This is a genomic window from Catenuloplanes nepalensis (assembly GCF_030811575.1).
Taxonomy (GTDB): Bacteria; Actinomycetota; Actinomycetes; order Mycobacteriales; family Micromonosporaceae; genus Catenuloplanes; species Catenuloplanes nepalensis.
The window spans coordinates 4,045,969-4,071,553 of sequence record NZ_JAUSRA010000001.1 but is presented as its reverse complement, the minus strand read 5'-3'; the positions used below and the strand labels follow the sequence as shown (position 1 = coordinate 4,071,553).

General features: G+C 71.8%; 25 protein-coding genes and 1 pseudogene. 21 read left to right on the top strand and 5 right to left on the bottom strand.

Annotation, left to right across the window (positions count from 1 at the left end; all coding sequences use genetic code 11):
• The first annotated feature begins 136 nt into the window (after positions 1 to 136).
• The 3 genes from J2S43_RS17495 to J2S43_RS17485 are packed head-to-tail and all read left to right on the top strand — an operon-like array spanning position 137 to position 3,078.
• A complete protein-coding gene (locus J2S43_RS17495; protein WP_306830471.1) occupies positions 137 to 1,063 on the top strand; it encodes an ABC transporter ATP-binding protein in 927 nt (308 codons plus the stop codon).
• Positions 1,041 to 1,829 carry an efflux permease Rv1217c-related protein gene (locus J2S43_RS17490; RefSeq protein ID WP_306830468.1) on the top strand — a complete coding sequence of 263 codons (789 nt, stop codon included), beginning with the start codon at positions 1,041 to 1,043 and terminating at the stop codon, positions 1,827 to 1,829. Before J2S43_RS17495 ends, J2S43_RS17490 begins: the two co-directional genes overlap by 23 nt.
• Positions 1,822 to 3,078, top strand: coding sequence for a PucR family transcriptional regulator (locus J2S43_RS17485; protein ID WP_306830466.1), 1,257 nt, complete (start codon positions 1,822 to 1,824; stop codon positions 3,076 to 3,078). The genes J2S43_RS17490 and J2S43_RS17485 overlap by 8 nt, the downstream gene beginning before the upstream one ends.
• 363 nt (positions 3,079 to 3,441) lie before the next feature.
• Here the strand turns inward: J2S43_RS17485 and J2S43_RS17480 are convergent, their stop codons facing one another.
• Positions 3,442 to 5,340 (bottom strand): potassium transporter Kup, encoded by a 1,899-nt coding sequence (locus J2S43_RS17480; RefSeq protein WP_306830464.1) that lies wholly within the window; start codon positions 5,338 to 5,340, stop codon positions 3,442 to 3,444.
• A gap of 101 nt (positions 5,341 to 5,441) precedes the next feature.
• Between J2S43_RS17480 and J2S43_RS17475 the strand changes: the two genes are divergently transcribed.
• Entirely contained in the window at positions 5,442 to 6,581 is a 1,140-nt protein-coding gene (locus J2S43_RS17475) for a Fic family protein (protein WP_306830461.1), read from the top strand.
• A gap of 5 nt (positions 6,582 to 6,586) precedes the next feature.
• Here J2S43_RS17475 and J2S43_RS17470 read toward each other — a convergent pair whose 3' ends face one another.
• Complete coding sequence (locus J2S43_RS17470; protein ID WP_306830459.1) at positions 6,587 to 7,360, bottom strand: siderophore-interacting protein; 774 nt, start codon at positions 7,358 to 7,360, stop codon at positions 6,587 to 6,589.
• Between the two features lie 135 nt (positions 7,361 to 7,495).
• On the opposite strand from J2S43_RS17470, the gene J2S43_RS17465 reads away from it, so the two are divergent.
• The 7 genes from J2S43_RS17465 (at position 7,496) to J2S43_RS17435 (ending at position 15,543) form a co-directional block, all read left to right on the top strand.
• Complete coding sequence (locus tag J2S43_RS17465) at positions 7,496 to 8,479, top strand: FecCD family ABC transporter permease (protein WP_442320067.1); 984 nt, start codon at positions 7,496 to 7,498, stop codon at positions 8,477 to 8,479.
• A gap of 92 nt (positions 8,480 to 8,571) precedes the next feature.
• The gene (locus tag J2S43_RS17460; protein WP_306830457.1) at positions 8,572 to 9,522 is read left to right on the top strand and encodes a FecCD family ABC transporter permease; all 951 of its coding nucleotides are present in this window, start codon (positions 8,572 to 8,574) and stop codon (positions 9,520 to 9,522) included.
• Positions 9,515 to 10,357 carry an ABC transporter ATP-binding protein gene (locus J2S43_RS17455; RefSeq protein ID WP_306830456.1) on the top strand — a complete coding sequence of 281 codons (843 nt, stop codon included), beginning with the start codon at positions 9,515 to 9,517 and terminating at the stop codon, positions 10,355 to 10,357. Before J2S43_RS17460 ends, J2S43_RS17455 begins: the two co-directional genes overlap by 8 nt.
• A 3-nt stretch (positions 10,358 to 10,360) precedes the next feature.
• Complete coding sequence (locus tag J2S43_RS17450; RefSeq protein ID WP_306830454.1) at positions 10,361 to 11,314, top strand: ABC transporter substrate-binding protein; 954 nt, start codon at positions 10,361 to 10,363, stop codon at positions 11,312 to 11,314.
• Entirely contained in the window at positions 11,314 to 13,047 is a 1,734-nt protein-coding gene (locus J2S43_RS17445; protein ID WP_306830452.1) for an ABC transporter ATP-binding protein, read from the top strand. Before J2S43_RS17450 ends, J2S43_RS17445 begins: the two co-directional genes overlap by 1 nt.
• A complete protein-coding gene (locus J2S43_RS17440; protein WP_306830450.1) occupies positions 13,044 to 14,813 on the top strand; it encodes an ABC transporter ATP-binding protein in 1,770 nt (589 codons plus the stop codon). Before J2S43_RS17445 ends, J2S43_RS17440 begins: the two co-directional genes overlap by 4 nt.
• Entirely contained in the window at positions 14,803 to 15,543 is a 741-nt protein-coding gene (locus tag J2S43_RS17435) for a class I SAM-dependent methyltransferase (protein WP_306830448.1), read from the top strand. The genes J2S43_RS17440 and J2S43_RS17435 overlap by 11 nt, the downstream gene beginning before the upstream one ends.
• A gap of 23 nt (positions 15,544 to 15,566) precedes the next feature.
• Here J2S43_RS17435 and J2S43_RS42220 read toward each other — a convergent pair.
• A pseudogene (locus J2S43_RS42220) lies at positions 15,567 to 15,905 on the bottom strand (Gfo/Idh/MocA family oxidoreductase); the annotation flags it as partial.
• A gap of 140 nt (positions 15,906 to 16,045) precedes the next feature.
• Positions 16,046 to 16,651 carry a TetR/AcrR family transcriptional regulator gene (locus J2S43_RS17430; RefSeq protein ID WP_306830446.1) on the bottom strand — a complete coding sequence of 202 codons (606 nt, stop codon included), beginning with the start codon at positions 16,649 to 16,651 and terminating at the stop codon, positions 16,046 to 16,048.
• A 167-nt stretch (positions 16,652 to 16,818) separates the two neighbouring features.
• Between J2S43_RS17430 and J2S43_RS17425 the strand changes: the two genes are divergently transcribed.
• Together J2S43_RS17425 and J2S43_RS17420 are read left to right on the top strand one after the other, a co-directional pair.
• Positions 16,819 to 17,790, top strand: a complete 972-nt coding sequence (locus J2S43_RS17425) for an aldo/keto reductase (protein WP_306830445.1) — start codon at positions 16,819 to 16,821, stop codon at positions 17,788 to 17,790.
• 165 nt (positions 17,791 to 17,955) lie between these two features.
• Positions 17,956 to 18,153 carry a hypothetical protein gene (locus J2S43_RS17420; RefSeq protein WP_306830443.1) on the top strand — a complete coding sequence of 66 codons (198 nt, stop codon included), beginning with the start codon at positions 17,956 to 17,958 and terminating at the stop codon, positions 18,151 to 18,153.
• A gap of 35 nt (positions 18,154 to 18,188) precedes the next feature.
• Here J2S43_RS17420 and J2S43_RS17415 read toward each other — a convergent pair whose 3' ends face one another.
• On the bottom strand, positions 18,189 to 18,635 hold the full coding sequence (locus tag J2S43_RS17415; RefSeq protein WP_306830441.1) for a DUF4396 domain-containing protein: 447 nt from the start codon (positions 18,633 to 18,635) through the stop codon (positions 18,189 to 18,191).
• 181 nt (positions 18,636 to 18,816) lie between these two features.
• Between J2S43_RS17415 and J2S43_RS17410 the strand changes: the two genes are divergently transcribed.
• The 8 genes from J2S43_RS17410 to J2S43_RS17375 all read left to right on the top strand — a co-directional run bounded on the left by J2S43_RS17410 (position 18,817) and on the right by J2S43_RS17375 (position 25,579).
• Positions 18,817 to 19,293 carry a Chromate resistance protein ChrB gene (locus J2S43_RS17410; protein ID WP_306830438.1) on the top strand — a complete coding sequence of 159 codons (477 nt, stop codon included), beginning with the start codon at positions 18,817 to 18,819 and terminating at the stop codon, positions 19,291 to 19,293.
• Positions 19,294 to 19,616: 323 nt separating this feature from the next.
• A complete protein-coding gene (locus J2S43_RS17405) occupies positions 19,617 to 20,231 on the top strand; it encodes an RDD family protein (protein ID WP_306830437.1) in 615 nt (204 codons plus the stop codon).
• Between the two features lie 64 nt (positions 20,232 to 20,295).
• Positions 20,296 to 20,586 carry a GNAT family N-acetyltransferase gene (locus J2S43_RS17400; protein WP_306830436.1) on the top strand — a complete coding sequence of 97 codons (291 nt, stop codon included), beginning with the start codon at positions 20,296 to 20,298 and terminating at the stop codon, positions 20,584 to 20,586.
• A 90-nt stretch (positions 20,587 to 20,676) separates the two neighbouring features.
• A complete protein-coding gene (locus J2S43_RS17395) occupies positions 20,677 to 21,009 on the top strand; it encodes an ArsR/SmtB family transcription factor (protein ID WP_306830434.1) in 333 nt (110 codons plus the stop codon).
• Complete coding sequence (locus J2S43_RS17390) at positions 21,006 to 21,461, top strand: SRPBCC family protein (protein WP_306830432.1); 456 nt, start codon at positions 21,006 to 21,008, stop codon at positions 21,459 to 21,461. Before J2S43_RS17395 ends, J2S43_RS17390 begins: the two co-directional genes overlap by 4 nt.
• Positions 21,462 to 21,535: 74 nt before the next feature.
• A complete protein-coding gene (locus tag J2S43_RS17385; protein WP_306830430.1) occupies positions 21,536 to 24,130 on the top strand; it encodes a glycoside hydrolase family 30 protein in 2,595 nt (864 codons plus the stop codon).
• 48 nt (positions 24,131 to 24,178) lie between these two features.
• Positions 24,179 to 24,685 carry a YlcI/YnfO family protein gene (locus J2S43_RS17380; RefSeq protein WP_306830428.1) on the top strand — a complete coding sequence of 169 codons (507 nt, stop codon included), beginning with the start codon at positions 24,179 to 24,181 and terminating at the stop codon, positions 24,683 to 24,685.
• A gap of 48 nt (positions 24,686 to 24,733) precedes the next feature.
• Positions 24,734 to 25,579 carry a DUF4097 family beta strand repeat-containing protein gene (locus J2S43_RS17375; protein ID WP_306830426.1) on the top strand — a complete coding sequence of 282 codons (846 nt, stop codon included), beginning with the start codon at positions 24,734 to 24,736 and terminating at the stop codon, positions 25,577 to 25,579.
• The last annotated feature ends 6 nt before the right edge of the window (positions 25,580 to 25,585 follow it).

Here is a 25,585-nt window from a genome sequence, read left to right as displayed (position 1 = left end):
TACCGAAGGGATCCCTGCGCTTGTCAACCCGTACCCCCGTGGCCTGGTCCTCTGCCGTGTTCCGGCAATGCGGGGAGCGGGATCCGGCCGGGTTCACACCTGGAACACCGCGGGCGTGCACCGCCAGGATGAGGGCATGACGACCGACATCGCGATCCGCGCGGAGGGACTGACCAAGTTCTACGGCGGCGATCGCGGCATCGAGGACCTCGACCTCGAGGTCCGGGCCGGGGAGGTGATGGGCTTCCTCGGGCCGAACGGCGCCGGGAAGACCACCTCCATCCGGCTGCTGCTGGACTATCTGCGCCCGACCCGCGGGCGCGCCACCGTGCTCGGCCTCGACCCCCGCCGGGACCGGGCCGCGCTCTACCGCCGCGTCGGCTACCTTCCCGGCGAGCTGGCGTTCCCCGGCCGCGGGCGCGCCGACGAACTCCTACGGTTCTTCGCCGGCGCGCGCGGCGGCGTCGCCTGGACGCGGGTGACCGAGCTGGCCGACCGGCTCGAACTCGACGTGTCCAGGCCGGTGCACGCGATGAGCAAGGGCAACAAGCAGAAGGTCGGGCTGGTGCAGGCGTTCATGCACCGGCCCGCGCTGCTCGTGCTGGACGAGCCGACCAGCGGACTCGACCCGCTGATGCAGCAGGAGTTCCTGGCCATGGTGCGCGACGCGCGTACCGACGGGCAGACGGTGTTGATGTCCTCGCACGTGCTGGCCGAGGTGCAGCACGCGGCCGACCGGGTCGCGATCGTGCGCGACGGACGGCTCGCCGCGGTCGAGCGGGTCGAGTCGCTGGGGCGGCGCGCGATCCGTACCGTCGAGATCCATTTCGCGGATCCGGTCGACGCGGCCGAGTTCGCCGCGCTGCCCGGCGTCACCGGCGTGATGGTGTCCGGACCGGTCCTGACCTGCACGGTCGACGGCCGGCTCGACCCGCTGATCAAAGCCGCGGCCCGGCACGACGTCGTCGACCTGCTGTCGGCGGAACCGGACCTCGAGGAGACGTTCCTGTCGTTCTACTACCACTCCGAAGGAGCCGGCGATGCTGCCCGCACTGGTGCGTAAGACCTGGCGGGACGACCGCCGCGCGCTGCTCGGCTGGGCCGCCGGGGTCGCGGTGTTCACCGCGGTCTACTCCGGCTTCTACGCCAGCTTCCAGGGCGCGGCCGACCTGAAGCAGGACGCGCTGCCGCGGGAGGTGCTGGAGTTCCTCGGCGTCGCCGACCTGCTCTCCCCGGCCGGATACCTGCAGGCCAGCGTGTTCAGCCTGCTCGGGCCGCTGCTGGTGATCATGTGCGCGGTCACGCTGACCGTGCGGACGATCGCCGGGCCCGAGGAGGACGGCGGGATGGAGCTGCTGCTGGCGAACCCGGTGTCCCGCATCGCGTTCGCCGGCCAGCGCCTGGCCGCGGCCGGTACGTCCGCCACGCTGGTCGCGGCAGTGCCCGGACTGGTGCTGCTGGTCGTGGTGCCGGTCGTGGGCATGGACATCCCGCTGTCCAACGTGGCCGCCGCGGGCGCCGGGCTGGTCGCACTCGTTTGGTGCTTCACCGGGATCGCGTTCCTGGCCGGCGCGGCCACCGGGCGCCGTGGGCCGGTCCTGGCCATCACCGGCGCGATCGCGGTGGCGACCTACATGGCGCACGCGCTCAGCGGCGTGATCGACGGGACGGCGTGGATGCGCTGGCTGTCGCCGTTCCACTACTTCATCGGCACCGACCCGCTGCACACCGGCTGGCACCCGGCGGAGCTCCTCGGGCTGGTCGCGGTGGGCGCGGTCACGGCCGCGGCCGGCGTGCTGCTGTTCGACCGCCGTGACGTCGGTGTCTGACCCCGTCGCCCGCCCCGCCGTAGAGCCGCGGCTCCCACCCCAGGCGCGGCTCACGGGCGGGACGGCGGACGCGACGTCCGCTGCCGACTCGCCGCGGGCCGGGGAGCGAGCGGTCTCCGGGGAGCGGGCGGTCTCCGATGAGGTGCGGTCCGGTGACTGGCTTGCCGAAGGCTGCGCGGTGCTGCTGGCGGCAGCGGCCGGCGGGGAACGCGACCGTGGGGCCGCGCTGCTCGGGGCGCGTGCCGCCGACGACGGGCTGCGGCTGCCGCAACTCGTCGACGGCGTGCTCCGCGCCGCCACCGCGCACTGGCGGGCCTCTGCGGGTCCGGCTTCCGTGGGTCCGGCTTCCGTGGGTCACGGCTTCGCTCGCCCGGGTGGGGCGGTCGCCGATGAGCATGCGCGGGCGCTTGCGCTGCTGGACACCACCCGCGCGCTGATCGAGGCCGTCCTCGACGGCTACGCCGATCAGACCAGAGCCGAACTCAGCCGGTACGACCAGGCACGCACCGCGTTCGTCAACGACCTGCTCACCGGCCGTGCCGACCCGGGCGGGCTGGCCGAGCGAGCCGGCCGCTACGGCATCCGGCTCTCCGCGACGCACGTGGTGCTGATCGCCCGCGCGCCCGGCCTGAGCACCGACGTGGTGCACCGGATCGACGGCGCGCTCGCGGACCGCTACGGCGAGGGCAACACGCTGACCACGCTACGCGACGGCGACCTGGTCTGCATCAGCGCGGGCGGCCTGCGCGGCATCGCGGCCGAACTCGCCCACCAGCTGCGCGGCGCGCTCGGCACCGGCGGCTGGCAGGTCGCGGTCGGCCGGGCACACCGCGGCCTGGCCGGACTGGCCCGGTCGCTCGACGAGGCGCGCGGCACGCTCGACCACGCGGCCGCGCTCGGCTTCACCACACCCGTGCTGCACGCGGCCGACCTGCTCGTCTTCCCGGTGCTGCTGCGCGATCGGGACGCGATCACCGACCTGGTAAGCACGGTCCTCGGCCCGCTGGAGACCGCGCGCGGCGGCGCCCGGCCGTACCTGGAGACGCTCACCGTCCTCTTCGACAATCAGGGCAATCACGCGGCGACCGCGCGGCAGATGCACCTGTCCGTGCGCGCGGTCACCTATCGGCTGGACCGGATCCAGAGCATCACCGGCTACCACCCGGGCGAGCCCACCCAGCGCTTCACACTGCACGCCGCGGTCCTCGGCGCCCGCCTCCTCGGCTGGCCACCACCCGCAGCGGGCTGACCGCCACCATCCGAGGCGGGCTGACCGCCACCACTCGCAGCGGGCTGACCGGCCACTACCTGCGGTGGGCTGACCGGCCACCACCCGCGGCGGGGGGAACGGCTGCGGGCTCCCGGCCGTACCGGCGCGGGGTTTGGGTTCTGCGGTTGCTCTTCGGGCCCGAGATTTCGTCTCATGTCGCCCGCGGGCCGTGCGTCGCGCGCGTCCATGCTCGCCAGAGGATCATTGAGTGATACGTGAGGCCGGCCGAACGGCGACTTTGATCTACCCCACGTATCACTCAATGATCCATCGACGGCCAGCGACCCGCTATATACGGAAATTTCGGGCGCAGGGTGCCCGCCCATCCGCCCGCATGCTTCGTCACACGTCGATGCGAGAACCCATGATCACCGTACGGTGGCGGGGGAGGCTGAAGTATTCGGCGGCGTCCGCCGTGATGTGCGAGGTGGCGATGAACAGGCGTTTGCGCCACGTGGCCATGGTGCGGGCCGGGCCGCGGGTCAGCTCGATCTTCGACAGGAAGTAGGAGGCGTCGTCGATCTCGATCTCGCCCTCGGTCTGCTCCGCGGTGAGCAGGCGGAGCACCTCGGGCACGTTCGGCTTCTCGATGTAGCCGAAGCGCACGTTCACGTACGTGATGCCGTCGCCGGCGTTGCCCAGGTCGTCGACCTCGAGGCGTTCGCCGTCCGGCACCCATGGCACCGGCAGCGTCTGGATGGACAGGATCAGCACCTTCTCGTGCAGCACCTGGTTGTGCTCGACGTTCGCGCGGAACGCCAGCGGCGCGGTCTGCTTGCCGCGGTTGAGGAAGATCGCGGTGCCGGGCACCCGGGCCAGCCGGCAGCCGTGCAGCTCCGCCACGAACTCGCGTAGCGGCCCCTCGGCCCGGTCGCGCTCCGCCGTGACGATCTGCCGGCCGCGCTGCCACGTGGTCATCACCGTGAACGCGATCAGCCCGATGATCAGCGGCAGCCACGCGCCGTGCACCAGCTTGGTCAGGTTCGCGGCGACGAACAGCAGGTCGACCGCGACCAGCAGCGTCGCGCCGGTCGCGGCGATCCAGGCCGGTACGCCCCAGCGGGTGTGCGCGAGGTAGAAGAACAGCAGCGTGGTGATGGTGATCGTGGCGATCACGGCCATCCCGAACGCGTACGCCAGCGCGGCCGAGCTGCGGAACGTGAAGACCAGCGTCAACACCGAGACCATCAGGACCCAGTTGATCCACGGTACGTAGATCTGGCCGATCGTCGACTCCGACGTGTGCGCCACCCGCAGCCGGGGCAGGTAGCCGAGCTGCCCGGCCTGGTTCGCCACCGAGTACGCGCCGGTGATCACCGCCTGGGCCGCGATGACCGTCGCCGCGGTCGCCAGCAGCACCATCGGCAGCCGCCCCCACTCCGGCACGAGCAGGAAGAACGGGCTGGTGAACGCGGCCGGGTCGGCGAGCAGCAGCGCACCCTGCCCGAGGTAGCTGAGCGTGCACGCGGGCAGCACCAGCCCGATCCAGCCGTAGGCGATCGCGCGCCGCCCGAAGTGGCCCATGTCCGCGTAGAGCGCCTCCGCGCCGGTCACCGCGAGCACGATCGCGGCGAGCGCGAAGAACGCGATGTGGAAGTGCCCGGCCAGGAACCCGATCGCGTACGTGGGGGAGAGCGCCTTGAGGATGTCCGGCCGCTGCGTGATGCCGCCGATGCCGCAGACGCCGATCGCCAGGAACCAGGCGATCGTGATCGGCCCGAACATCCGCCCGACCGCGTTCGTGCCGAACCGCTGCACCGCGAACAGCACCACGATGATCACCGCGGTGATCGGGATGATCAGCTCTTCCAGCCCCGGCGAGACGACCTTGACTCCCTCGACCGCGGACAGCACCGAGATCGCCGGCGTGATCATGCTGTCGCCGAAGAACAGCGCCGCGCCGAAGATGCCGAGCACGGCCAGCGCTATCGCGGTCCGCCGCCCCCGGGCCGCCTCGCCGCGCCGCAACAGCGTGATCAGGGCCATGATGCCGCCCTCGCCGTCGTTGTTGATCCGCATCACGAGCGTGACGTAGGTCAGTGTCACGATCAGCATCACCGACCAGAAGATCGTCGACACGACGCCGAACAGGTTCGCCTCGGTCAGCGGCACCGGATGCGGATCCGCCGGATTGAACACTGTCTGCAGCGTATAGATGGGACTGGTCCCGATGTCCCCGAACACCACCCCGAGCGCCCCCACCACCGTAGCCACGCTCAACTTGTCATGCTTCGCCCCCATACGCCCGATCATCGCCCACTTTCGCTCTCTTGGCGGCATGAACAGGTGGCGCCACGGAGATTCATTTGACGCAATGTTTGCGTCAAACTATTGTCTGACGCGTGCTGTTTTCGACTCCGGTTCTGACTGCGGCCGACCAAGAGGTCCTTGCGGGCATCGAGCAGATGCGTGAGCGGCTCCGCCACCAGGTGCAGGCCCACCCGGCCAAGTGGACGTCAGGATTGCGTAAGTTTCTGACCGCCGATGCTGTGGCCGCCTCGAACTCTATTGAGGGATTCCGGGTCAGCACTCAGGACGTGCAGGATCTGATGGATGGCGAGCGCGACGTCGACGTGTCCGATGAGAACCGTGCGGAGACGCTCGCCTATCAGGCCATGATGACCTATGTGCAGTCGCTGCATGACGTGGCTGATTTCGAATACAGCAAAGGGTTGCTGAACGCGTTGCACTGGATGCTGCAGGGGCACCGTCACACGCGCCAGAAGGTGGCCGGGCAGTGGCGTAAAGGGCCGGTCTACGTCACCGATGCTGACGACCCGGCGGTCGCGGCGTATACCGCCCCCGACGCTGACGAAGTCCCTGGTCTGATGGCGGAACTCGTTGACTGGCTCAATGCGGCCGACGACTCGCATCCTCTGATTCGCGCGGCCATGGCCCACCTCCACCTGGTGTCCATCCACCCGTGGCCGGACGGCAATGGCCGCATGTCCCGTTCGCTGCAGACTCTTATGATCGCCCGTGAAGGCGTCCTTGCGCCCGAGTTCTCCTCGATCGAAGCGTGGCTCGGTCGGTCACGTCACACTCGCGATTACTACCAGCAGCTTGAGCGCACAGGTGCGACCTATCAGCCGGACCGGGACGTGTCGGGCTGGATTCGGTTCAACCTCACGGCCTATCACCAGCAGGCGCAGACGGTTCAGCACAGGGTTGATCGGTCCGCCGCGGTCTGGGAGTTGCTCGCCAGGTTCGTCGACCAGGCCGGAATGGATGAGCGTGTCATAACCGCGCTGCATGACGTGGCCGTAGTCGGCCGGATTCGTCGAGCGCGATATGAGCAGTCCGAAGGGCTCACCCTCCAGCAGGCGCAGCGCGACCTGCGGGATCTGGCCGCGGCCGGCCTGCTTGTCCCGGTCGGGCGCACACGGGCCCGCTTCTACACCGAAGGAACGCAGTTCCCCGAAGCGGCGCTGGAGCGGGCCCGCACGCCGTTCACCCTTGCCTCGCCGTACCCGAACGACTGACCGGGTCAGGCGGAGGTGCGGCGCCAGTAGCCGCAGAAGTAGACGCGGTCCTTGGGGATGGTGAGGTCGGTGCAGAGGTGGCGGCGCACGGTGGTGACCATGGTCGATTCGCCGGCGATGAAGGCGTAGGGGGTGCCGGCGGGGAGCGTCAGGGAGCGCAGCGTGTCGATGATGACGGTGCTGGTGCCGGGCTCGTCGCCGTTGCGGTGCAGCCAGTGGAGCGTGACGCCGGGCGGGGCGGCGATCGGGATCTCGCAGGGCGTGCCGCCGCACTCGATGAGGGCGAGGCCGACCGCGTCGTGCGGGAGTGACTCGATGGCGGCGGCGATCGCGGGGAGCGCGGTCTCGTCGCCGACGAAGAGTTGCCAGTCGGTGTCGGCCGGCGGTGCGTACTCGGCGCCGTCGCTGAGCACGCCGATGCGGTCACCGGGCGCGGCCGTGTGGGCCCAGGCGGAGGCGGGGCCGCCGTCGCCGTGCAGGACGAAGTCGATGTCGAGTTCGCGGCGGTCGGCGTCGAAGCGGCGGACCGTGTAGTTACGGACGACCGGGCGGACTTCCTCCGGCATCGCCTTGAGCGCGGGCCACCACCCGTCCGGTGAGTCCGGCAGCGTGAGCGGCACGTCCGGGCCGGGGGCGAGGAAGATGCGGACCAGGTGATCGGGGCCGTCGTAGCCGAAGCCGTGCAGGTCCGGCCCGGTGACGGTGATCCTGGTCAGGTGCGGGGTCAGCCGCCGGTTGGCGACCACCTCCGCGGTCAGCGCACGACTGGCGACGGCCATGCCAGGGCTCCTTTGTAGGGGGTCCTTCCGACCCGGTGGAGGTTAGGTTAGCCTGTCCTGAGTTTTGATCTCACTACTGAGGGGCGGGAAGTGACAGCGGTCGGTACGACCCGGGTCCGTCCCGCGGCACTTCTGCTGCCCGGCCTGCTCGGCGCGCTCGGGCTGCTCGCGCTGGTCACGGTGCTGAGCGTCGCGGTCGGCGCCAAGTCGATCTCACCGGCCGTGCTGGCCGACGCGCTGCTGCACTACCGTCCGGACGACGCCGACCACCTGGTTATCCACACGTTGCGGCTGCCGCGGACCGCGGTCGGGCTGCTCGTCGGCGCCGCGCTCGGCGTGGCCGGCGCGGTCATGCAGGGCCTCACCCGCAACGCGCTCGCCGACCCCGGCCTGCTCGGCATCAACGCCGGCGCCGCGCTGCTGCTGGTCATCGGCATCAGCGTCTTCGGGATCACGAGCCTCACCGGGTACGTGTGGTTCGGTTTCGCCGGCGCCGCGTTCACCGCCCTGATCGTCTACGGCATCGGCGCGCTCGGCCGGGACCGCGCCACGCCGGTCAAGCTCGCGCTCTCCGGCGCCGCGGTCAGCGCGGCGCTCGCGTCGATCACCACCGCGATCGTGCTCACCGACTCGGACGCGTTCGACCGCATGCGCCTCTGGCAGGTCGGCTCGCTCGCCGGCCGGGACGCCGCGCTGGCCGGCCAGGCGCTGCCGTTCCTGATCGTCGGCGCGATCATCGCGATCCCGTGCGGCCGGCTGCTGAACGCGCTCGCGCTCGGCGACGACGTGGCCCGCGCGCTCGGCCAGCGCGTCGGTGCGGCGCGGGCGATCGGCGCGCTGTGCGTGGTGGTGCTGTGCGGGACCGCGACCGCGCTGGCCGGGCCGGTCGCGTTCGTCGGGCTGACCGTGCCGCACGTCGCCCGCATGATCACCGGGCCGGACTACCGGTGGATCCTGCCCTACTCGGCCGTGCTCGCACCCGCGTTGCTGCTGGCCGCGGACGTGCTCGGCCGCGTCGTCGCGCGCCCGGGGGAGATCCAGGTCGGCATCGTCACCGCCGTGATCGGCGCGCCGGTCTTCGTCGCACTCGTCCGCCGCCGAGATCTGGCGGAGCTATGACCACCACAGTTCAACAGACCAGGGCCCAGATCATCCGGGTACGCCGTAGCGGCTCCATCCGTACCCTCGTGGTGTCCTTGGTCCTTGCGGCCGTGGCCGCTCTCTTGTTCTGTCTGGCTCTCTCCACGGGCGCGTTCCAGATCCCGATCTCCGGTGTGCTCGACACGCTCGCCGGGCAGGGCACCCGGCGGGACACGTTCGTGATCATGGATGTGCGCCTGCCGCGCGTGCTCGTCGCGCTGCTCGCCGGTGCCGCGTTCGGGCTGTCCGGCGCGCTGTTCCAGAGCCTGGTGCACAACCCGCTGGCCAGCCCGGACGTCATCGGCGTCACGATGGGCGCCAGCGCCGCCGCGGTCACCTGCACGGTGGTCCTCGGGGTGGTCGGCGCCGCGGTGTCGGCCAGTGCCTTTGCCGGGGCACTGGCCACCGCGGCGCTGATCTACGTGCTCGCGTGGCGGCGCGGCGTCAGCGGCTACCGCCTGGTGCTGGTCGGCATCGGCGTCGGCGCGGTGCTGAGCAGCTTCGTCTCCTACCTGATGTCGCGCGCGGACGTGACCAGCGCGCAGGCCGCGCTGGTGTGGCTGACCGGCAGCCTGAACGCCCGCTCCTACGAGCACGTGTGGCCGCTGCTGATCGGCGTCTCGATCCTGCTGCCGGCCGCGCTGCTGCTCGCCCGGGGGCTGCGGGTGCTGGGCTTCGGCGACGAGACCGCGCGAGGTCTCGGCGCACGGGTGGAGACGCTGCGGCTGTCGATCCTGGTCACCGGCGTGGCGCTGGCCGCGTTCGCGACCGCCGCCGCGGGCCCGGTGCCGTTCGTGGCGTTCGTGGCCGGCCCGATCGCGCGCCGGCTGGTGGGGGAGCGCACGCTCGCGCTGGTCCCGGCCGCGCTGGCCGGTGCGGTCGTGATGGTCGCGTCCGATCTCGTCGCGCAGCGCCTGCTCGGCGACCGCGCGCTGCCGGTCGGCGTGGTCACCGGCGCGGTCGGCGCGCCGTTCCTGCTCTGGCAGCTGGCCGGCGCGAACCGGGAGGGCCGGGGTGGCTGAAGGTCTGCATGCTCATGAGGTCACGCTCGGCTACGGCGACCGCGCGGTGGTGCGGAAACTGTCCGTGCACATCCCGCCGGCGAAGATCACGGTCATCGTGGGCCCGAACGCGTGCGGCAAGTCCACGCTGCTGCGCGGCCTGGCCCGGCTGCTGAACCCGTCGCACGGGCAGGTCGTGCTGGACGGTCAGGACGTGCACCGGATGTCCACCCGCGCGGTCGCGCTGCGCCTCGGCATCCTGCCGCAGCAGCCGGTCGCGCCGGACGGCATGCGCGTCGCCGACCTGGTCGGGCGCGGGCGGTACCCGCACCACGGGTTCTTCGACCGGTGGAGCGACTCCGACGACGACGCGGTCGCGGCCGCGCTGCTGGCCACCGGTACGTCGGAGCTGGCCGGCCGGTCGGTCGACGAGCTCTCCGGCGGGCAGCGGCAACGGGTCTGGATCGCGATGGCACTGGCCCAGCGCACCGGCATCCTGCTGCTGGACGAGCCGACCACGTTCCTCGACGTGACCCACCAGATCGAGGTGCTCGACCTGCTCACCGACCTCAACCGCCGGGAGGGGGTGACGCTCGTGCTGGTCCTGCACGACCTGAACCTCGCGGCACGGTACGCGCACCACCTGATCGTCATGAAGGGCGGCGACCTGGTCGCGCAGGGCGCACCGGCGGACGTGATCACGGAGGGCACGGTGGCCGCCGTCTTCGGCCTGGCCAACCGCGTCGTTCCCGACCCGGTCTCCGGCACACCGATGGTCGTGCCGATCGGCCGCTATCACGGCGGCCTGCCCCCGATCGATACATCCCACGCGCCGATGAGCGCGGAGAGAGGTTGAGCCATGATCAACAGGCGTCTTTTCCTGACCACCGGTGTCGGTCTCGCCGGTGGCGCGCTGCTCGCGGCGTGCGGCTCTTCATCAGAGGAACCCGCCGCCACTCCCTCCGCCACCGAACGTGAGGTCCAGACCGACAAGGGCCCGGTGAAGGTGCCGGCCTCGCCCGCGAAGGTGGTCTGCGCCGACTACTACGGCGCGTTCGCGGTCGTCGACCTCGGGCTGATCCCGGTCGGCGTGGGCGGCGGCGGGTACGAGGGCACCGGCGCGTTCTACGGCGACCGGCTCAAGGCCGTGCCGGTCACCGGCGACTACACCGAGCCGGACGTGGAGAAGATCGCGGCGGCCGGGCCGGACCTGATCCTGCGCACCATCGACACGCCGGACGCGCTCTACCAGCAGCTGTCCGCGATCGCGCCGACCGTGGTCATCTCGTTCCAGCAGCTGTCCCTGCTCGACGTGGCGAACCGGCTCGGCGACGTGCTCGGCCGCACCACGGAGGCGCAGGCGCTGCTCACCCAGTACGAGCAGAAGACCGCGGCCGTGAAGACCAAGCACGCGGCGACGCTGGCCGAGCACACGTTCTCGTTCGTGCAGGTCGCCACGGAGACCGCGTTCTGGACGCTCGGCCCGGCCTGGACCGACACCACCGTGCTGATCGCCTGCGGGGTCCAGCTCGCGGAGCCGTCGAAGTCGCAGACCGAGCAGACGCAGGAGTACTCGTTCGAGCAGATCGACATCCTGGAGCCGAGCGGCGCGCTGCTCATCCCGGCCGGTCCCGACGGCGTGACGGCCTCACCGGATAATGCGGCCATGACCGATCTTGACCTGTGGAAGAACCTGTCCGCCGTGAAGGCCGGCCGGGTCTACCCGATCGTCTCCGGGGCCTCCTCGCTCGGCACCGGCATCCAGCTCGCCGACCGCATGGACACGGTCCTGACCGAGCTCGCGGGCTCCTGATGACGGCCGGCGAGCTGACCGCCAGCGCGTTCCAGCGACGGCTGCTGAGCCGTCAACGGGTCCGGATCGGCGTGAGCGTGGCGTTCCTGTGCTCCCATCAGGCGGCCGAGGCGCTCGTACCCGTGATGATCGGCGTGGTCATCGACCGGGCCGTCGCCACCTCCGACACCCGCGCGCTGCTGCTCTCGCTCGCCGGCCTCGCCCTGCTCTTCACGGTGCTCACGTTCTCCTACTTCTTCGGCGCCCGCCTCGGGTACGCCGCGGTGGAGAACGAGTCGCACCACAACCGCGTCGAGATCGCCGGGCGCGCGCTCGACCCGCGCGGGCTCAGGTCCGGGCTGCGCGACGGCGAGCTGCTCTCCATCACCGCGTCCGACGCGGAGATCTCCTCGCTGGTCATCCGCGCGGCCGGGATCGCCGCGGCCGCGACCACCGCGCTGGTCGTCTCCGGCATCGCGCTGCTGGTCGTGGACGTGCCGCTCGGGCTGGGCGTGCTGCTCGGCGTGCCGCTGGTGGTCTTCGTCCTGCAACGCCTCGCACCGCTGCTAACCCGGCGCAGCGAGGCCCAGCAGGAGGCGCTCGCCGGTACCACCGCGCTCGCGGTCGACCTGGTCTCCGGCCTGCGCGTGCTGCGCGGCATCGGCGCCCAGGACCACGCGGCCCGCCGGTACGCCGCGTCCAGCGCGCACGCGCTCGGCGTCACGCTGCGCGCGGCGAACAGCAAGGGCCTGCACCTGGGCCTGACCACCGCGGTCAACGGCCTGTTCCTCGCGGCCGTGGCCGGCACGGCCGGCTGGATGGCGCTCGAAGGCCGGCTCACCGTCGGCGAACTGGTCGCGGTCGTCGGCCTCGCCCAGTTCATCGCGGAGCCGGTCGGGACGCTCGGCTGGTGCGTGCAGCTGTTCGCGACCGCGAAGGCGTCGGCCGGCCGGGTCGCGCGCGTGCTCGGCGCGGCACCGCTGGTCACCCCCGGCACCGCGGTGCTCGGGGACGCCACGGACACGCGGCTCGCGCTGGACGGCGTCGGCTACGGCAGCCTGGACGGCGTGTCGATGCGGGTCGGCGCCGGGGAGATCGTGGGCGTCGTCGCCTACGACCCGAGCGACGCGGACGCGCTGGTCACGCTGCTGTCCGGGCGGGTGCCGCGGGACGGCTACCGCGGCACGGTGCACATCGACGGCGTAGCCGCGGAGACACTGGACTGGGACGCGGCCCGGCGCGCGCTGCTCGTCGAACAGCACGACGTGGCCCTATTCGAGGGCACGCTCCGCACCAACCTCGCTCCCCACTCGTCCCCCATGTCGTCGGAGCGGCATGCGGGACGTCTCGATCACGATCTGCTGGCGGCGCTGCGGGCGGCCGGGGCCGAGGACGTGATCGAGGCGCACCCGGACGGACTCGACCGGGAACTCACCGAGCGCGGCGCGAACCTCTCCGGCGGGCAGCGGCAGCGCATCGGCCTGGCCCGCGCGCTCGCCGCCGTACCGCCGGTGCTGGTCCTGCACGACCCCACCACCTCGGTCGACGCGGTCACCGAGGGCCTGGTCGCGGACGGTCTCACCGCCGCGCGCGGCACCGCACCGCTCGGCACGCTGGTCATCACCAGTAGCCCCGCGCTGCTGCGGGCCGCGCACCGGATCACGGTGCTGGACGGCGGCCGCGTGGTCGCCGAGGGAACCCACGACGCGCTGGCCGCGGCCGACGCCCGATACCGCGAGGCCGTACTCCGATGAGCGCCGTACTGCTGCCCACCGCCACCGCCCGGCAGACCTGGGCGGAACTCGCGGCCGAGTTCAAGCGGCTGCCCGGCCTGAGCGCGGCCGCGATCGCGCTGCTCGTCGCCGCGTCCGCGTCCGGCCTGGTCGCGCCGTGGGTGCTCGGCCGGCTCGTGGACGACGTGATCGCCGACGCGGGCACCGGCCGGGTCGTGCGGTGGGCCGTCGTGATCGCGTCCGCGGCCGTGGTCGCCGGAGTGCTCACCGCGGCCGGAGCGGCGGTCGCGGCCCGGCTCGGCGAAACCGTGCTGGCCCGGCTGCGCGAACGCGTGCTCGACCGCGCGCTGCACCTGCCGTCCGCCACGCTGGAACGGGCCGGCACCGGCGACCTGGTCGCCCGCGCCGGGGACGACGTCGCCGTGGTCACCAACGCGATCACCGGCGTCGGGCCGCTGATGGTCGGCGCGCTGCTCACCATCGTGCTCACCGCGGGCGGCCTGTTCACGCTCGACTGGCGGCTCGGACTGGCCGGGCTGGTCGCCGCGCCCGCCTACGTGCTGGCGATGCGCTGGTACCTGCCGCGGTCCGTGCCCTACTACGCGCGGGAGCGCATCGTCACCGGTGAGCGCGCGCAGGCGATGGCCGGTGCGCTGCACGGCGCGGCCACGGTGCGCGCGTACGGCACCGAGGACACGCACGTCGCCCGGATCGCGGACCGGTCCGCGGCCGCGCGCGACCTGTCGCTGACCGTGTTCGGGGTGTTCACCCGGTTCGGGCTGCGGATCAACCGGTCCGAGTTCGTCGGCCTGAGCAGCGTGCTGATCGTCGGGTTCCTGCTGGTCCGGGCGGACGCGATCACGGTCGGCGCGGCCACCGCGGCCGCGCTCTACTTCCACCGGCTGTTCAACCCGATCGGCCTGATCCTGATGGAGTTCGACTCGGTCATGCAGGCCCGGGCCAGCCTCGCCCGCCTGGTCGGCGTCGCGTCACTGCCCGCGCTCCCGGTCCCCGCCGACGTGCACGCGCAGGATCATGAGGCCGCGCTGGTCGTCTCCGTGCGCGAGCACCGCTACCAGGACGGGCCGGCCGTACTGTCCGATGTGGAGCTGGCGCTGGCGCCGGGGGAGCGGGTCGCGCTGGTCGGGGCCAGCGGCGCCGGGAAGAGCACGCTCGCCGGTATCGCGGCCGGGATCATTCCCGCGTCGGACGGCGCGGCGCGCCTGCGCGGCGTACCCCTGGAAGATCTTGGTGAGGTCCGGGTACGTAAGGAGATCGCGCTGGTCAGCCAGGAGGTGCACGTCTTCGCCGGCCCGCTCGCGGACGACCTGCGGCTGGCCCGGCCGGACGCGGACGACGCCGACATCGAGAAGGCGCTCGACCGGGTCGGCGCGACCGGCTGGCTGCGCACGCTCCCGGACGGGCTCGCCACGCACGTCGGCGAGGGCGGCCACCGGCTGACCGCGGCCCAGGCCCAGCAGCTCGCGCTGGCCCGGCTGATCCTGGCCGACCCGGCCGTCGCGGTGCTCGACGAGGCGACCGCGGAGGCCGGCAGCGCGGGCGCCCGCGACCTGGACCGCGCCGCGGCCGCCGCCACCGAGGGCCGCACCACGCTGATCGTCGCGCACCGGCTGGTCCAGGCCGCGGACGCGGACCGGATCATCGTGCTCGACCACGGCCGGATCGTCGAGCAGGGCACGCACTCCGCGCTGCTCACGGCCGGCGGCCGGTACGCACACCTGTGGCAGTCCTGGCAGTCCCCTTATGGAGGTGGCGATGAGCTCTGAGACCGCGGAACGCCGGTACGCGGACTTCTACCGCTACCAGGCATCCAGCCCGACACTGCGCGAAATATACGTCGACGTCTACGGCGACGACTATCCGGACGAGCTGCAGCCGTTCGGCTTCGTCACCCGCACCGACCTCGCCCGGATCGCCGCGCTGGTCGGCCCGCTCGACGGCGGCCTGCTCGTCGACGTCGGCTGCGGGCGCGGCGGCCCCGGCGTCTCGGTCGCGCAAGCCTCCGGCGCCCGCCTGCTCGGCCTCGACGTGGTCCCGGCCGCGGTCGAGGGCGCACCCGCGCTCGCCGCCTCCCTCGGCCTGCCCACCGCCGAGTTCCGGCAGGGCAGCTTCACCGAGACCGGCGTCCCGGACGGCACCGCGGACGCGACGATGAGCATCGACGCGCTCTGGATGGTCTGGAACAAGCCCGCCGCGCTCACCGAGATCGCCCGCATCCTCCGCCCCGGCGGCCGCTTCGTCTTCACCACCTGGGAACCGTCCTACCTGGACCACACGAAACTGCTGTCCAAGGCCGGTTTCGAGGTCTCCGTGCGGGAGGAGACCCCGGACTGGCTCGAGCGCCAGGGCGCGGTCTACGCCCGCGTGCTCTCCTCCACCGAGGCGCTGGAGCGCGAGTTGGGCCCCGGCGCCGAGGTCATCTTCACCGAGGCCCGCGACACCCCGGCCGTCCTCGGCGGCACCCCACGCCTGCTGATCGCCGCGCACAGGCGATAGGAGGACCGGATCTTCCCGCCGAAGGGCCATTCGCTGAGCACCGGAACTCCCGCCCGTAGCGCGGGCAACACCAGCTCGCGGTGCCGGGGCACCTTGACCGCGACGACCACGAGATCCACGTTCTCGTCCTCCACGAGCTGCTCGACCGAGGCGTAGCCGGGCACCCCGAAAGCGGCGCCGGCAGCGGCGGCCGACGCGCGGGAACTCGTCGCGAGGGCGGTGAGCTCCATGCCGTCGACTGCTGACAACGCGGGCAGGTGGGCCCCGGCCGCCCATCCGCCAGACGCGCTCAGCCCCACGATCCCGACGCCGAGCGGGCGTCTCCCGCGTGATCGCTCGGTCGAGCTCCCGGCTTTTCCCATCTTGTGTCGCCTTTCGCGTGCTCGTGCCGTACGCCGGTGGAGAGCCCTTGCGCACTATTTCTTGGTCTGATCGGTACGGGGAATGTGGTGTGGCTCGATGAACGCTCGCGAGCGCAGCCGTCAAGCCGGTCGCGGAGTGGTCACGTCGGCCAGGCGAGCAGTGCCGTGTCGGCGATCTCGTCGAGCGTGTCGGACGCGAGGCCGTTCGCGGCCTGGACGGCGATGCCGAATGCGGTCGTCATGACGTATCGGGCGAGGCGTCCCGGGTCGGCGTCACGCGGGAGATCGCCCTCCTCGACGGCGCGCCGGAAGCGCGCCTCGAGCTGGTCACCCGCATCGACGCGCCAGCCGACCAGCACATCGTGCGCCGGCCGGCTCTGCTCGCTCAGTGCCAGTGCACCCTGGACGGACAGGCATCCCGTGGGGCGTCCGGGCGACGTCGTCGTCCGGACGGCTCCCCGGAGGAATGCCTCGGCCACCGCGCGGGCGGTGGGCTCTCGCAGGGCGCGTGTCGCGTAGGAGGCCGGCCCTTCGGCGTAGCGCTGCACGGCCTTGCGGAAGAGCTGCTCCTTGTTGCCGAAGGCGGCGTACATGCTCGACTTGGTGATCCCCATCGCGCCGGTCAGGTCCGTGAGGCTGGTGCCGTCGTAACCCCGCGCCCAGAACACCTGCATGGCCCGCTCCAGTGCCTCGTCGATGTCGAACTCCCGGGGGCGGCCGAACACTGTGCTCTGGGATCCACTCATGACGGCATCCTCCTCGGTTCGGGGTGGACGGGGGTGGGCGGGCCGCTATGGCCAGCTGTTTCCCTCCTCACAGGCAACTTTACTCCCGATCGGTCCATATGTGCTAACGTTCTGGACCGACCGGGACTTAAAGCGGTCACGCTCACCACAGGAAGAGGATCACCACGATGAGAATCACCTCGCTCGGCGGGCTGGAGACCTCCCGCATCGGCCTGGGCGCCATGGGCATGTCGGTCTACTACACCGGCGCAGGCCAGCGCGACGACCAGTCGATCCGCACCATCCAGCGGGCCCTGGACCTCGGAGTGACTCACATCGACACCGCCGAGGCGTACGGCCCCTACGTCAACGAGGAACTGGTCGGCCGCGCCATCAGGGGACGCCGGGACGAGGTCGTTCTCGCGACCAAGTTCGGTCACATCTCGCACACCGGCCGCTCGGGCAATGACAGCACCCCGGCCAACATCCGGCTCGCGGTGGAGGGATCACTGCGCCGCCTCGGCACCGATCACCTGGACCTCTACTACCAGCACCGGGGAGACCAGGACACGCCGATCGAGGAGACCGTCGCCGCGCTCGCGGAGCTGGTGGCTGAGGGCAAGGTCCGTCACATCGGACTGTCGGAGGCGGGGGCGACGACGATCCGGCGGGCTCATGCCGTTCATCCGATCGCCGCGGTGCAGTCCGAGTACTCGCTGTGGGTCCGCGACCCCGAGGCCGAGGTGCTGCCGGTCCTGCGCGAGCTGGGCGTGGGCCTCGTCCCGTACTCCCCGCTCGGCCGTGGATTCCTCACCGGCGGCATCCGCACGCTGGACGACCTCGACGCCGACGACTGGCGCCGCACCAACCCACGCTTCGCCGGCGGCAACCTCGAACGCAACATGAGCATCGTCGACGAGGTCCGCGCCGTCGCCGCCGAGGCCGGGGCCACGCCGGCGCAGGTCGCCCTCGCCTGGCTGCTCGCCCAGGGCGACGACATCACCCCCATCCCCGGCACCACGCGCATCGACCGGCTGGAGGAGAACGCCGCCGCCGACCGCATCAGCCTCACCGACGGCCAGATCGCCCGGCTGGACAACCTGATGCCGGCCACCGGCGATCGCTACGACGAAGCCAGCATGGCCGCCGTCGACCACTGACGTAACCGGCCGATTCCGTCGATCAGTAACTCCGGTGCACCCAAGAACCGTCGCCGCACACGATTCCGGTGTGCAGCCCGATCGAAAGTGATCGGCACAGGGCCGATCAGCGGCGCCGTGGGAACTCAGTGGCAGGGCTACGCCCCCGATGTCGAGACTCAGGTCATGGCCGACACCGGTCACTGGCTCACCGAGGAACGACCGCCGGAGCATGCCGAGGCGTGGGAGCGGGCGTATGACGCGGTGCAGGCGGCCGTGGTGCTCCGCTACCCGGGCGGCGGCGACGTGCCGGAGTTTCTGCTGCACGTCGACGGAGACGAGGCGTGGTGGCGGTGGAACGACGAGGTCTTCCACGACGACTGATCGGGTGGCGTGGTGACGTGGCTGTGTCCGGGTGGTCAGTGGTGGTGGGGTACGACGGCGTGGCCGCGGCCGTGGGCGATGAGCCAGCGGTTGATCGGGACGGTCAGGACGAACGCGACGGCCAGCGCGAACGCGAGCGACGCCCAGAAGACCAGGGTGACCGGGCCGGCGTCCATCGCACCGGGGACGACCAGCATCACGGCGTTGTCGATGACCTCCATGACGGCGATCGAGATGGTGTCCGCGGCCAGTGCGATGCTCAGCGCGGCGCGCAGGCCGAGGTGCTGGGCGAGCAGCGGGCGCATGGTCAGCGCGTAGCCGAAGACGAACGCCAGCGCGACGGAGAGCGCCACGGTGCCGCCGGCGTGCCAGCCGAGCGCGGTGCCGATCACCATGCCGAGGATCTCGCCGATGGCGCAGCCGGTGAGGCAGTGCAGTGTGGCCTGGACCGCCGCCCGCCAGGTCGCCGTGGGATGCTTCATGCGGACAACCATACCCCCAGGGGGTACGCGGTGATACCGCCGGCGAGCAGGCCGAGGCGAGCAGCGTGACCACCGTGGCACTGACGAGCGGGAGGTAGGCGGCCCAGCTGGCGTACCGGCTGATCGGGACGTGGGATCTCACCGGCTTGTTTCGCCCTGTAACCGCGGTTACTTTCGTCTCGTGGACGATGTAGGTACGTGGGCCGTACTCGTGTACCGGATACCGCGGGAACCGTCGCGTCCGCGGATCGCGGTGTGGCGCAAGTTGGCACGCCTCGGGGTCGCGCGGCTGGGTGACGGCGTGGTCGGGTTGCCGGCCGACGCCCGGACCCGGGAGCAGCTCGACTGGATCGCCGACGAGATCGTCGCCGCCGGTGGTAGCTGCACGGTGTGGCTGTCGCAGCCGGCGACCGCCGCGCAGGAGCGGGAGATCGCCGCCGGGATGCGCGCGGCCCGGGCCGCGGAGTACGCGGCGGTGACCGCGGAGGCCGAGGCCGCCGTCCGCTCCGATCCCGGCGAACGGGTGCGGGTGCTGCGCCGGCTGCGGGCGGAGCTGCGGCGGATCAACCGCCGGGACTTCTTCGCACCGCCGGAGCGCGACACGGCCCGCACCGCGGTGGAAGCCCTGGCCGAAACCGGCGATCGGGAGCCGGCATGAAGTGGGTGACGAGGCCGGGGGTGCACATCGACCGGGCGCCTGCGCCTGGCTGCTGGGTCTGGTAGCCGCCCTGACGGGCCTGGTGTCCAGCTGAGCGCGAGGGTGGCTATACGGGCGAGAGCCGGGCGAGGTCGGTGTCGAGCACCGGGTAGCCCTGAGTGCGCAGCCCGGCCAGGGCGAGGTCCAGGTAGCGGGATCCCGTACGGCATGATCTGGCACTCCCGCCTCGGCGCCGATCCGGTGCACATGTGGCCGCGCGACATGGTTCGCACCGCCGAGATGCCCGTCTCACCACGCTCGCGGCGACCTGGTAGAAACGCCGCGTGAGTGATCAACCCCCGTACCCGCCGTCGCAGCCCGGCCAGCCGGGCCAGTACCCGGCGCAGTCGCCGGGCCAGTACCCGGTGCAGCCGTCTCAACCGCTTTACCCGGCCTACCCGCCGGGCTTCGCCGAACCGGTTGCCCCGGACGGGCGGCCGCTGGCCGACGCGGGCCGTAGGCTCGCCGCACGGCTCGTGGACGGCGTGATCGTCGCCCTCGTCGCCGCGGTCGTGGCCGGCGCGATCGGCGGCGGCCTGACCGCCCTGGCGGTCGCGATCGGCGGCGACGAGTCACCGCTCGTCCCCGCCACCGGCATCACCTCGATCGTGCTCCTGATGCTCGCCACCCAGTACGTCTACGAGGTCGAGGTTCCGCTCCGGTGGCGCTTCCAGACCCCGGGCAAGCGCATGCTGAAGCTCGCCATCGCCTCGCTGGAACCGCACGCCCCGCTCACCCGCGGCCGCCTGACCAACCGCTGGCTGGTCTCGCTCGGCTTCAACCTCCTCTCCAACTGCTACGTCGGCGTGATCGACCCGCTCTGGTGCCTCTGGGACAAGCCCTACCGCCAGTGCCTCCACGACAAGCCCGCCAGAACCGTCGTGGTGCGCGTGCGGTAGCCGACCGGTATCCGCGCGCCGGTAAGGAGTGGGCGCGTGATTGGATGGCGGGGTGACGTACGCGGTGACTGACCTGCCTGACAAGGAGCGTTTCGAGGCGCGCGATGCGTCCGGGGCGCTCGCCGGCGTGCTCACCTATCAGGTCACCGGGCCGATCATCGCCTGCACCCACACCGACGTCGAGCCCGGCTTCGAGAACACCGGCGTGGATGCGGCGCTGGCCCGCGCGGTCATGGACGACGCACGCGCCCGCAACCGCACGGTCGTCCCGATCTGCCCGCTGCTGACGGCCTGGCTGGACAAGCACCGCGAGTACGAGAAGATCGTGGCCCGCTCCACTCGCCGCGTGAAGTAACGATCCCGCCCGAGCCGACCTCGGGCGCGGTCTGCCTGCTAATACAAACATCTGCTTGTGCAAGAGTGTGTTTGTGTTTAGGGTGATCGCATGACCTCGGTGCTTGAACTCGACGCGGCGTTCGCCGCCCTCGGTGATCCGGTTCGCCGCGCGCTGGTCGCCCGTCTCGCGCGTGGCGACGCGACGGTGACGGAGCTGGCGGAGCCGTTCGCGCTCACTCAGCAGGCGATCTCCCACCACGTCGGCGTGCTGCGGCGCTGTGGGCTGGTGGAGCAGCGGCGGGACGGTGCCAGCCGGCCGTGCCGGTTGCGGGCCGACCGGCTGACGCAGCTCAGCACGTGGATCGACGACCAGCGGCGGGTCTGGGAGGACCGGCTCGACGTGCTCGAACGGCACCTCGCGGACGACGGGACGACGCGGTGAGCGCGGAGCTGCACGGGGACGAGCTGATCGCGCGGCGGCGCCTGGCCGCGAGCGCGGAGCGGGTGTGGACCGCGTTCACCACGCCGGCCGGCATCGCGGCGTTCTGGGGCGGGTCGCACGCGACCGTACCGCCGGAGTCCGTGGAAGTCGATCTTCGGCCCGGCGGCGAGTTCGCGCTCGACACCCGCGCGCCCGGCGGTGCGACACGGCGGCTCCGGTTCGTCTACGTGAGCGTGGTTGCGCCACGTGAGCTCGTCTTCGACGAGCCGGTCACCGGGCTGCGGTCGACCGTCACGATCCGGCCGGACGGCGACGGCTCGGACCTCATCGTCCACCAGCGTCACCTGCCGCCGGAACTGCGCACCGCGCAGGCCGCGAGCGGCCTCACCTCCATCCTCGAGGCGCTCGACCTCCACCTGGGACGGACCCGGAACACCATGTGGTCCCGCTGACCTGACGACGTTGACAGGTAATCGACGACGGCTGAACATAGACGTTGCTGAATCCGGTTGAGCAGGGGGCCGCCATGACCGTTCGTCGACGACTGCCGGTCCTGCTCACGGCGGTGCTCGCGTTGCTCCCGCTGGCGGTCATGACGCCGGCGAGCGCGGGTAGGAAAGCGGGCGAGCTGCGCCACGACGACCCCGCGATCGAGTGGCGGGAGATCGTCGCGGACGGTGACGACGTCGAGCGCGGGCCGGACGGCATCGCGTACAACACGTTCGGTGGTTTCGGTTCGGTCTCCTGCAACAACACGTCCAAGCTGCTGCTGGACTACAGGGAGCGGCATCCGGAGGCGTACTGGCGGATCATGCGGTTGCTCTTCGACCCGGTCCGCGGCGCGGGCCTGAAGCACATCAAGGTCGAGCTGGGTTCGGACAGCAACAGCTCGTCCGGTGCCGAGCCGGCCACCAAGCGCACCGAGGACGAGCCGGCGAACGTGTTGCGCGGCGCAGGCTTCCACATGATCGCCGACGCGTTGCGGATCAACCCGGACGTCGAGGTGGAGGCGCTGCGCTGGGGTGAGCCGTCGTGGACCGGCAACGACTGGGTGAAGCGGTACCGGTGGTACAAGGAGACGATCGACGCCGCGTACGACACGTTCGGCGTCGAGTTCGACTGGATGAGCCCGGCGCAGAACGAGGTCCGGCACGCCGCCTACCAGGAGTCCGAGCTGGACTGGACGGTCCAGTTCGCGAAGTGGCTGGAACGCGACGCCGCGGCGCCGGACGCCCGCTACGACTACCGGAGGATCAGGATTGTCGCGCTGGACTCCTACCGGGACGGTGACGCGGTGGCCGGCCGGATTCTCGCCGATCCGGAGGCGCTGGCGCACGTCGACGCGCTCGGCTTCCACTACGACATCGTCGGCGGGCCGAACGTCACCCGGCTGAACAAGGAGTTCGGGATGCCGATCCTGTACTCCGAGGGCGTCGCCCCGATGATCGACCCGCAGTACCGGCTGGCCGCGGACCCGGCCCGGGGTGGCGTCGGCGGCACGGTCGGCGCGGCGGACATCGCGGACCGATTCATCAACGCGTACCGGTGGAGCGGTGCCGGGGCGGACCCGGCGCACATGACGACGTTCCTGTTCCAGCCCGCGGTCAGCGCGATGTACGAGGGGACGCAGTATTCGCCGAAGCACCTGATCCGCGCGTCCGACCCGTGGTCGGGCTACTGGGAGGGCGACGTCGGCCTGGTCACCGTGCGTCACTTCCACCAGTTCATCGGCGACGGCTGGGAGTACGTGGAGGGCGCGACCGGGGGCGACGGCACCAAGGGCGACGGCGGCACCACGGTGGACAGCTCGACCCGCACGGTGCTCACGGCGCGCGACGACTCCCAGTGGACGCAGGTGCACGCGAACAACACCGGCACCGACCGCTACTTCGAGGTGCGGGCCGCGGACCTGGGGGAGCGGGGCCGGCCGCTGCACGCCTGGCTGACGCGCGGCCCGGACGCCGGGCAGTCCTACGACGCGAACTACTTCCAGCGCATCGGGCACTACGCACCGGTGCGGTCCGGCGATCATGACGTCTACCGGGTGCGGGTCCCGGCGTACTCGATCCTGACGCTGTCCACGCTGCCGCGCGGCGTGCACGGCGCCACCGCGGAGTACCGGCCGGGCGACTTCGCGCCGCGGGCCCGGGACGAGATCATGCCGCTGCCGTACCGGGACGGCTTCGACCGGGCGGGCAACGCCCGGTTGACGGCGGACCAGGACGGCGCGTTCGAGGTGACCGGCCGGGTGCTCCAGCAGCAGATCCACGCCCACAACCGGGGGTACGTGTGGAACGTCTGGGGCGACGGCCGGCAGAACGTGCCGTCCACGGCCTCGCCGTCGACCGTGCTCGGCGACCACCGGTGGGCCGACTACACCGCGGCCGTCGACGTGCGCCTCGACCCGGTCGACCGCGACCCGTCACTGCCGAACTTCGCCGGTCTCGGCGTCCGGCAGGTCTACGCGCGCGGCGGTGACCAGGCCACCTACGCCGCGCGGCTGCACGAGGACGGCCGCTGGGAGCTGCGCAGGCTCGATGCCGTGGTCGCGTCCGGCACGGTCGCCGGGTGGGACGCCGCGGCCTGGCACCGGCTGTCCGTCACCGCGCGCGGCACCGAGATCACCGTGGCGCTCGACGGCGCCCGGCTCGGCTCGTACGCGGACACGTCGGCCGGTCCGGTGCTGACCGGCCGGATCGCGCTGGTCAGCGGCTACTACAACACCCGGTTCGACAACCTTGAGATCAACCCCATCGGGGGTACGCCGTGGGCGTCGGAGAAGATCGACGACGCCGATCCGCGCGTCTCCTATCCGGCCGGGTTCACGTTCGTCCAGGCCGGGTTCGCGCACTTCAACCGCACGCAGCACGTGCTCGGCCCGGGTCGGTCGGTGGCGCTGGACTTCACCGGCACCGGGTTCCACCTGTTCGGCGCGACCGGCGCGGCGACGCTGGAGGTGCGCGTCGACGGCGAGCCGCCGCGCACCGTGCAGGTCGGCCCGACCGGCACCCGGCAGGCGTCGTACTGGCTGCGTGACCTGCGGAAACGCCAGCACCACGTGACGGTGACGGTGCTCGACGGCACGTTCACCCTTGATGGCATCGACGTGGTGCCAAAGTGATGCCATAACGGCTTGCGCGTGGCACCGGGGCTGTGTCACCATGGTGCCATGGACTTGACCACGTATGTCGGCAACCTCGGACGTGAATTCGCCACGCTGGCCGAAGCGGGTGGCGAGGACGCGCGTGCGCTGGTCGAGCGCCTGAGCGGATCGCTGGAGTCGGCGATCCGGATGACGCTTCTGGAGGCGCTGTCCGCCGCGGCCGACGAGATCACCCGCGACCTGGCGCCGGGCTCGGTGGAACTGCGCCTGCGCGGCCGCGACCCGCAGTTCGTCGTCACCGTGCCGGCCGCCGAGCCGCGCCCGGCCGCGACCGCCGCCCCCGTGGCGGACCCGGAGCCACTGATCGCGGAGGACGGGCCGGTCGCGCGGATCAACGTACGGCTGCCGGAGCAGTTGAAGGCCGCGGTCGAGGAGGCCGCGGCGAAGGAGGGGCGTTCGGTCAACGCCTGGCTGGTCCGGGCCGCCGCGGCCGGACTGCGGCGCCCCGCGCGCACCGAGACCCACGGCGGCGGCCAGCGCGCATCGCAGCACTTCACCGGCTGGGTCCGCTGAAGCACTCGCTCGACCGCCATTCCACCTACCCGAGAAGTGGGGACCACCATGCCTGTTTTCGAGACCCCTGAATCGATCTCCGTCACGGTCGAGCTCGGCGCCGGCGACGTGCGCTTCATCGCCACGGACCGCACCGACACCGTCGTGGAGGTCCGCCCGGCCGACGACCACGACGAGTCCGACGTGCGCACCGCCGCACAGGTCCAGGCCGACTTCAGCGGCGGCGTGCTGCGCGTGACCGGGCCGAGGATCCGCCCGTTCGACATCTCCAGGGAGAGCCGCTCGGTCGACGTGTCCGTGGCCCTGCCCAGCGGCTCCAGCGTCACCGCCGACCTGCAGCTGGGCGACATCGGCGGCACCGGGCGGCTCGGCCGGTGCGCGCTGAGGACGGCGGCCGGCAACCTCCGGCTGGAGCAGACCGGGCCGCTGCGCCTGGAGACCGCGGCCGGGCACGTCACCGCGGACGCGGTCACCGGCGGCGCGGAGATCAGCACCGGGTCCGGGCGCGTCCACCTCGGCACGGTCGACGGCACCGTGGCGATCAAGAACTCCAACGGCGAGACCACGATCGACGCGGCCACCGGCGACGTCCGGGCGCGCTCGGCCAACGGCGACATCCGGGTCGCCCGGGCCGGCGCCGACGTCGACGCGAAGACCTCCAACGGCCGCATCGAGATCGGCGAGGCGGTGCGCGGCGCGATCACGCTGGAGACCGCGATGGGCGACCTCGAGGTCGGCATCGCCGCGGGCACGGCCGCATGGCTCGACGTCGACACCAGGTTCGGCAAGGTGCGCAACCTCCTGGACGGCACGAGCGGTCCCGGCGACGCGGCCGAGACCGTCGAGGTGCGCGGCCGCACCAGCTTCGGCGACGTCACCATCCAGCGTGCCTAGCTGACC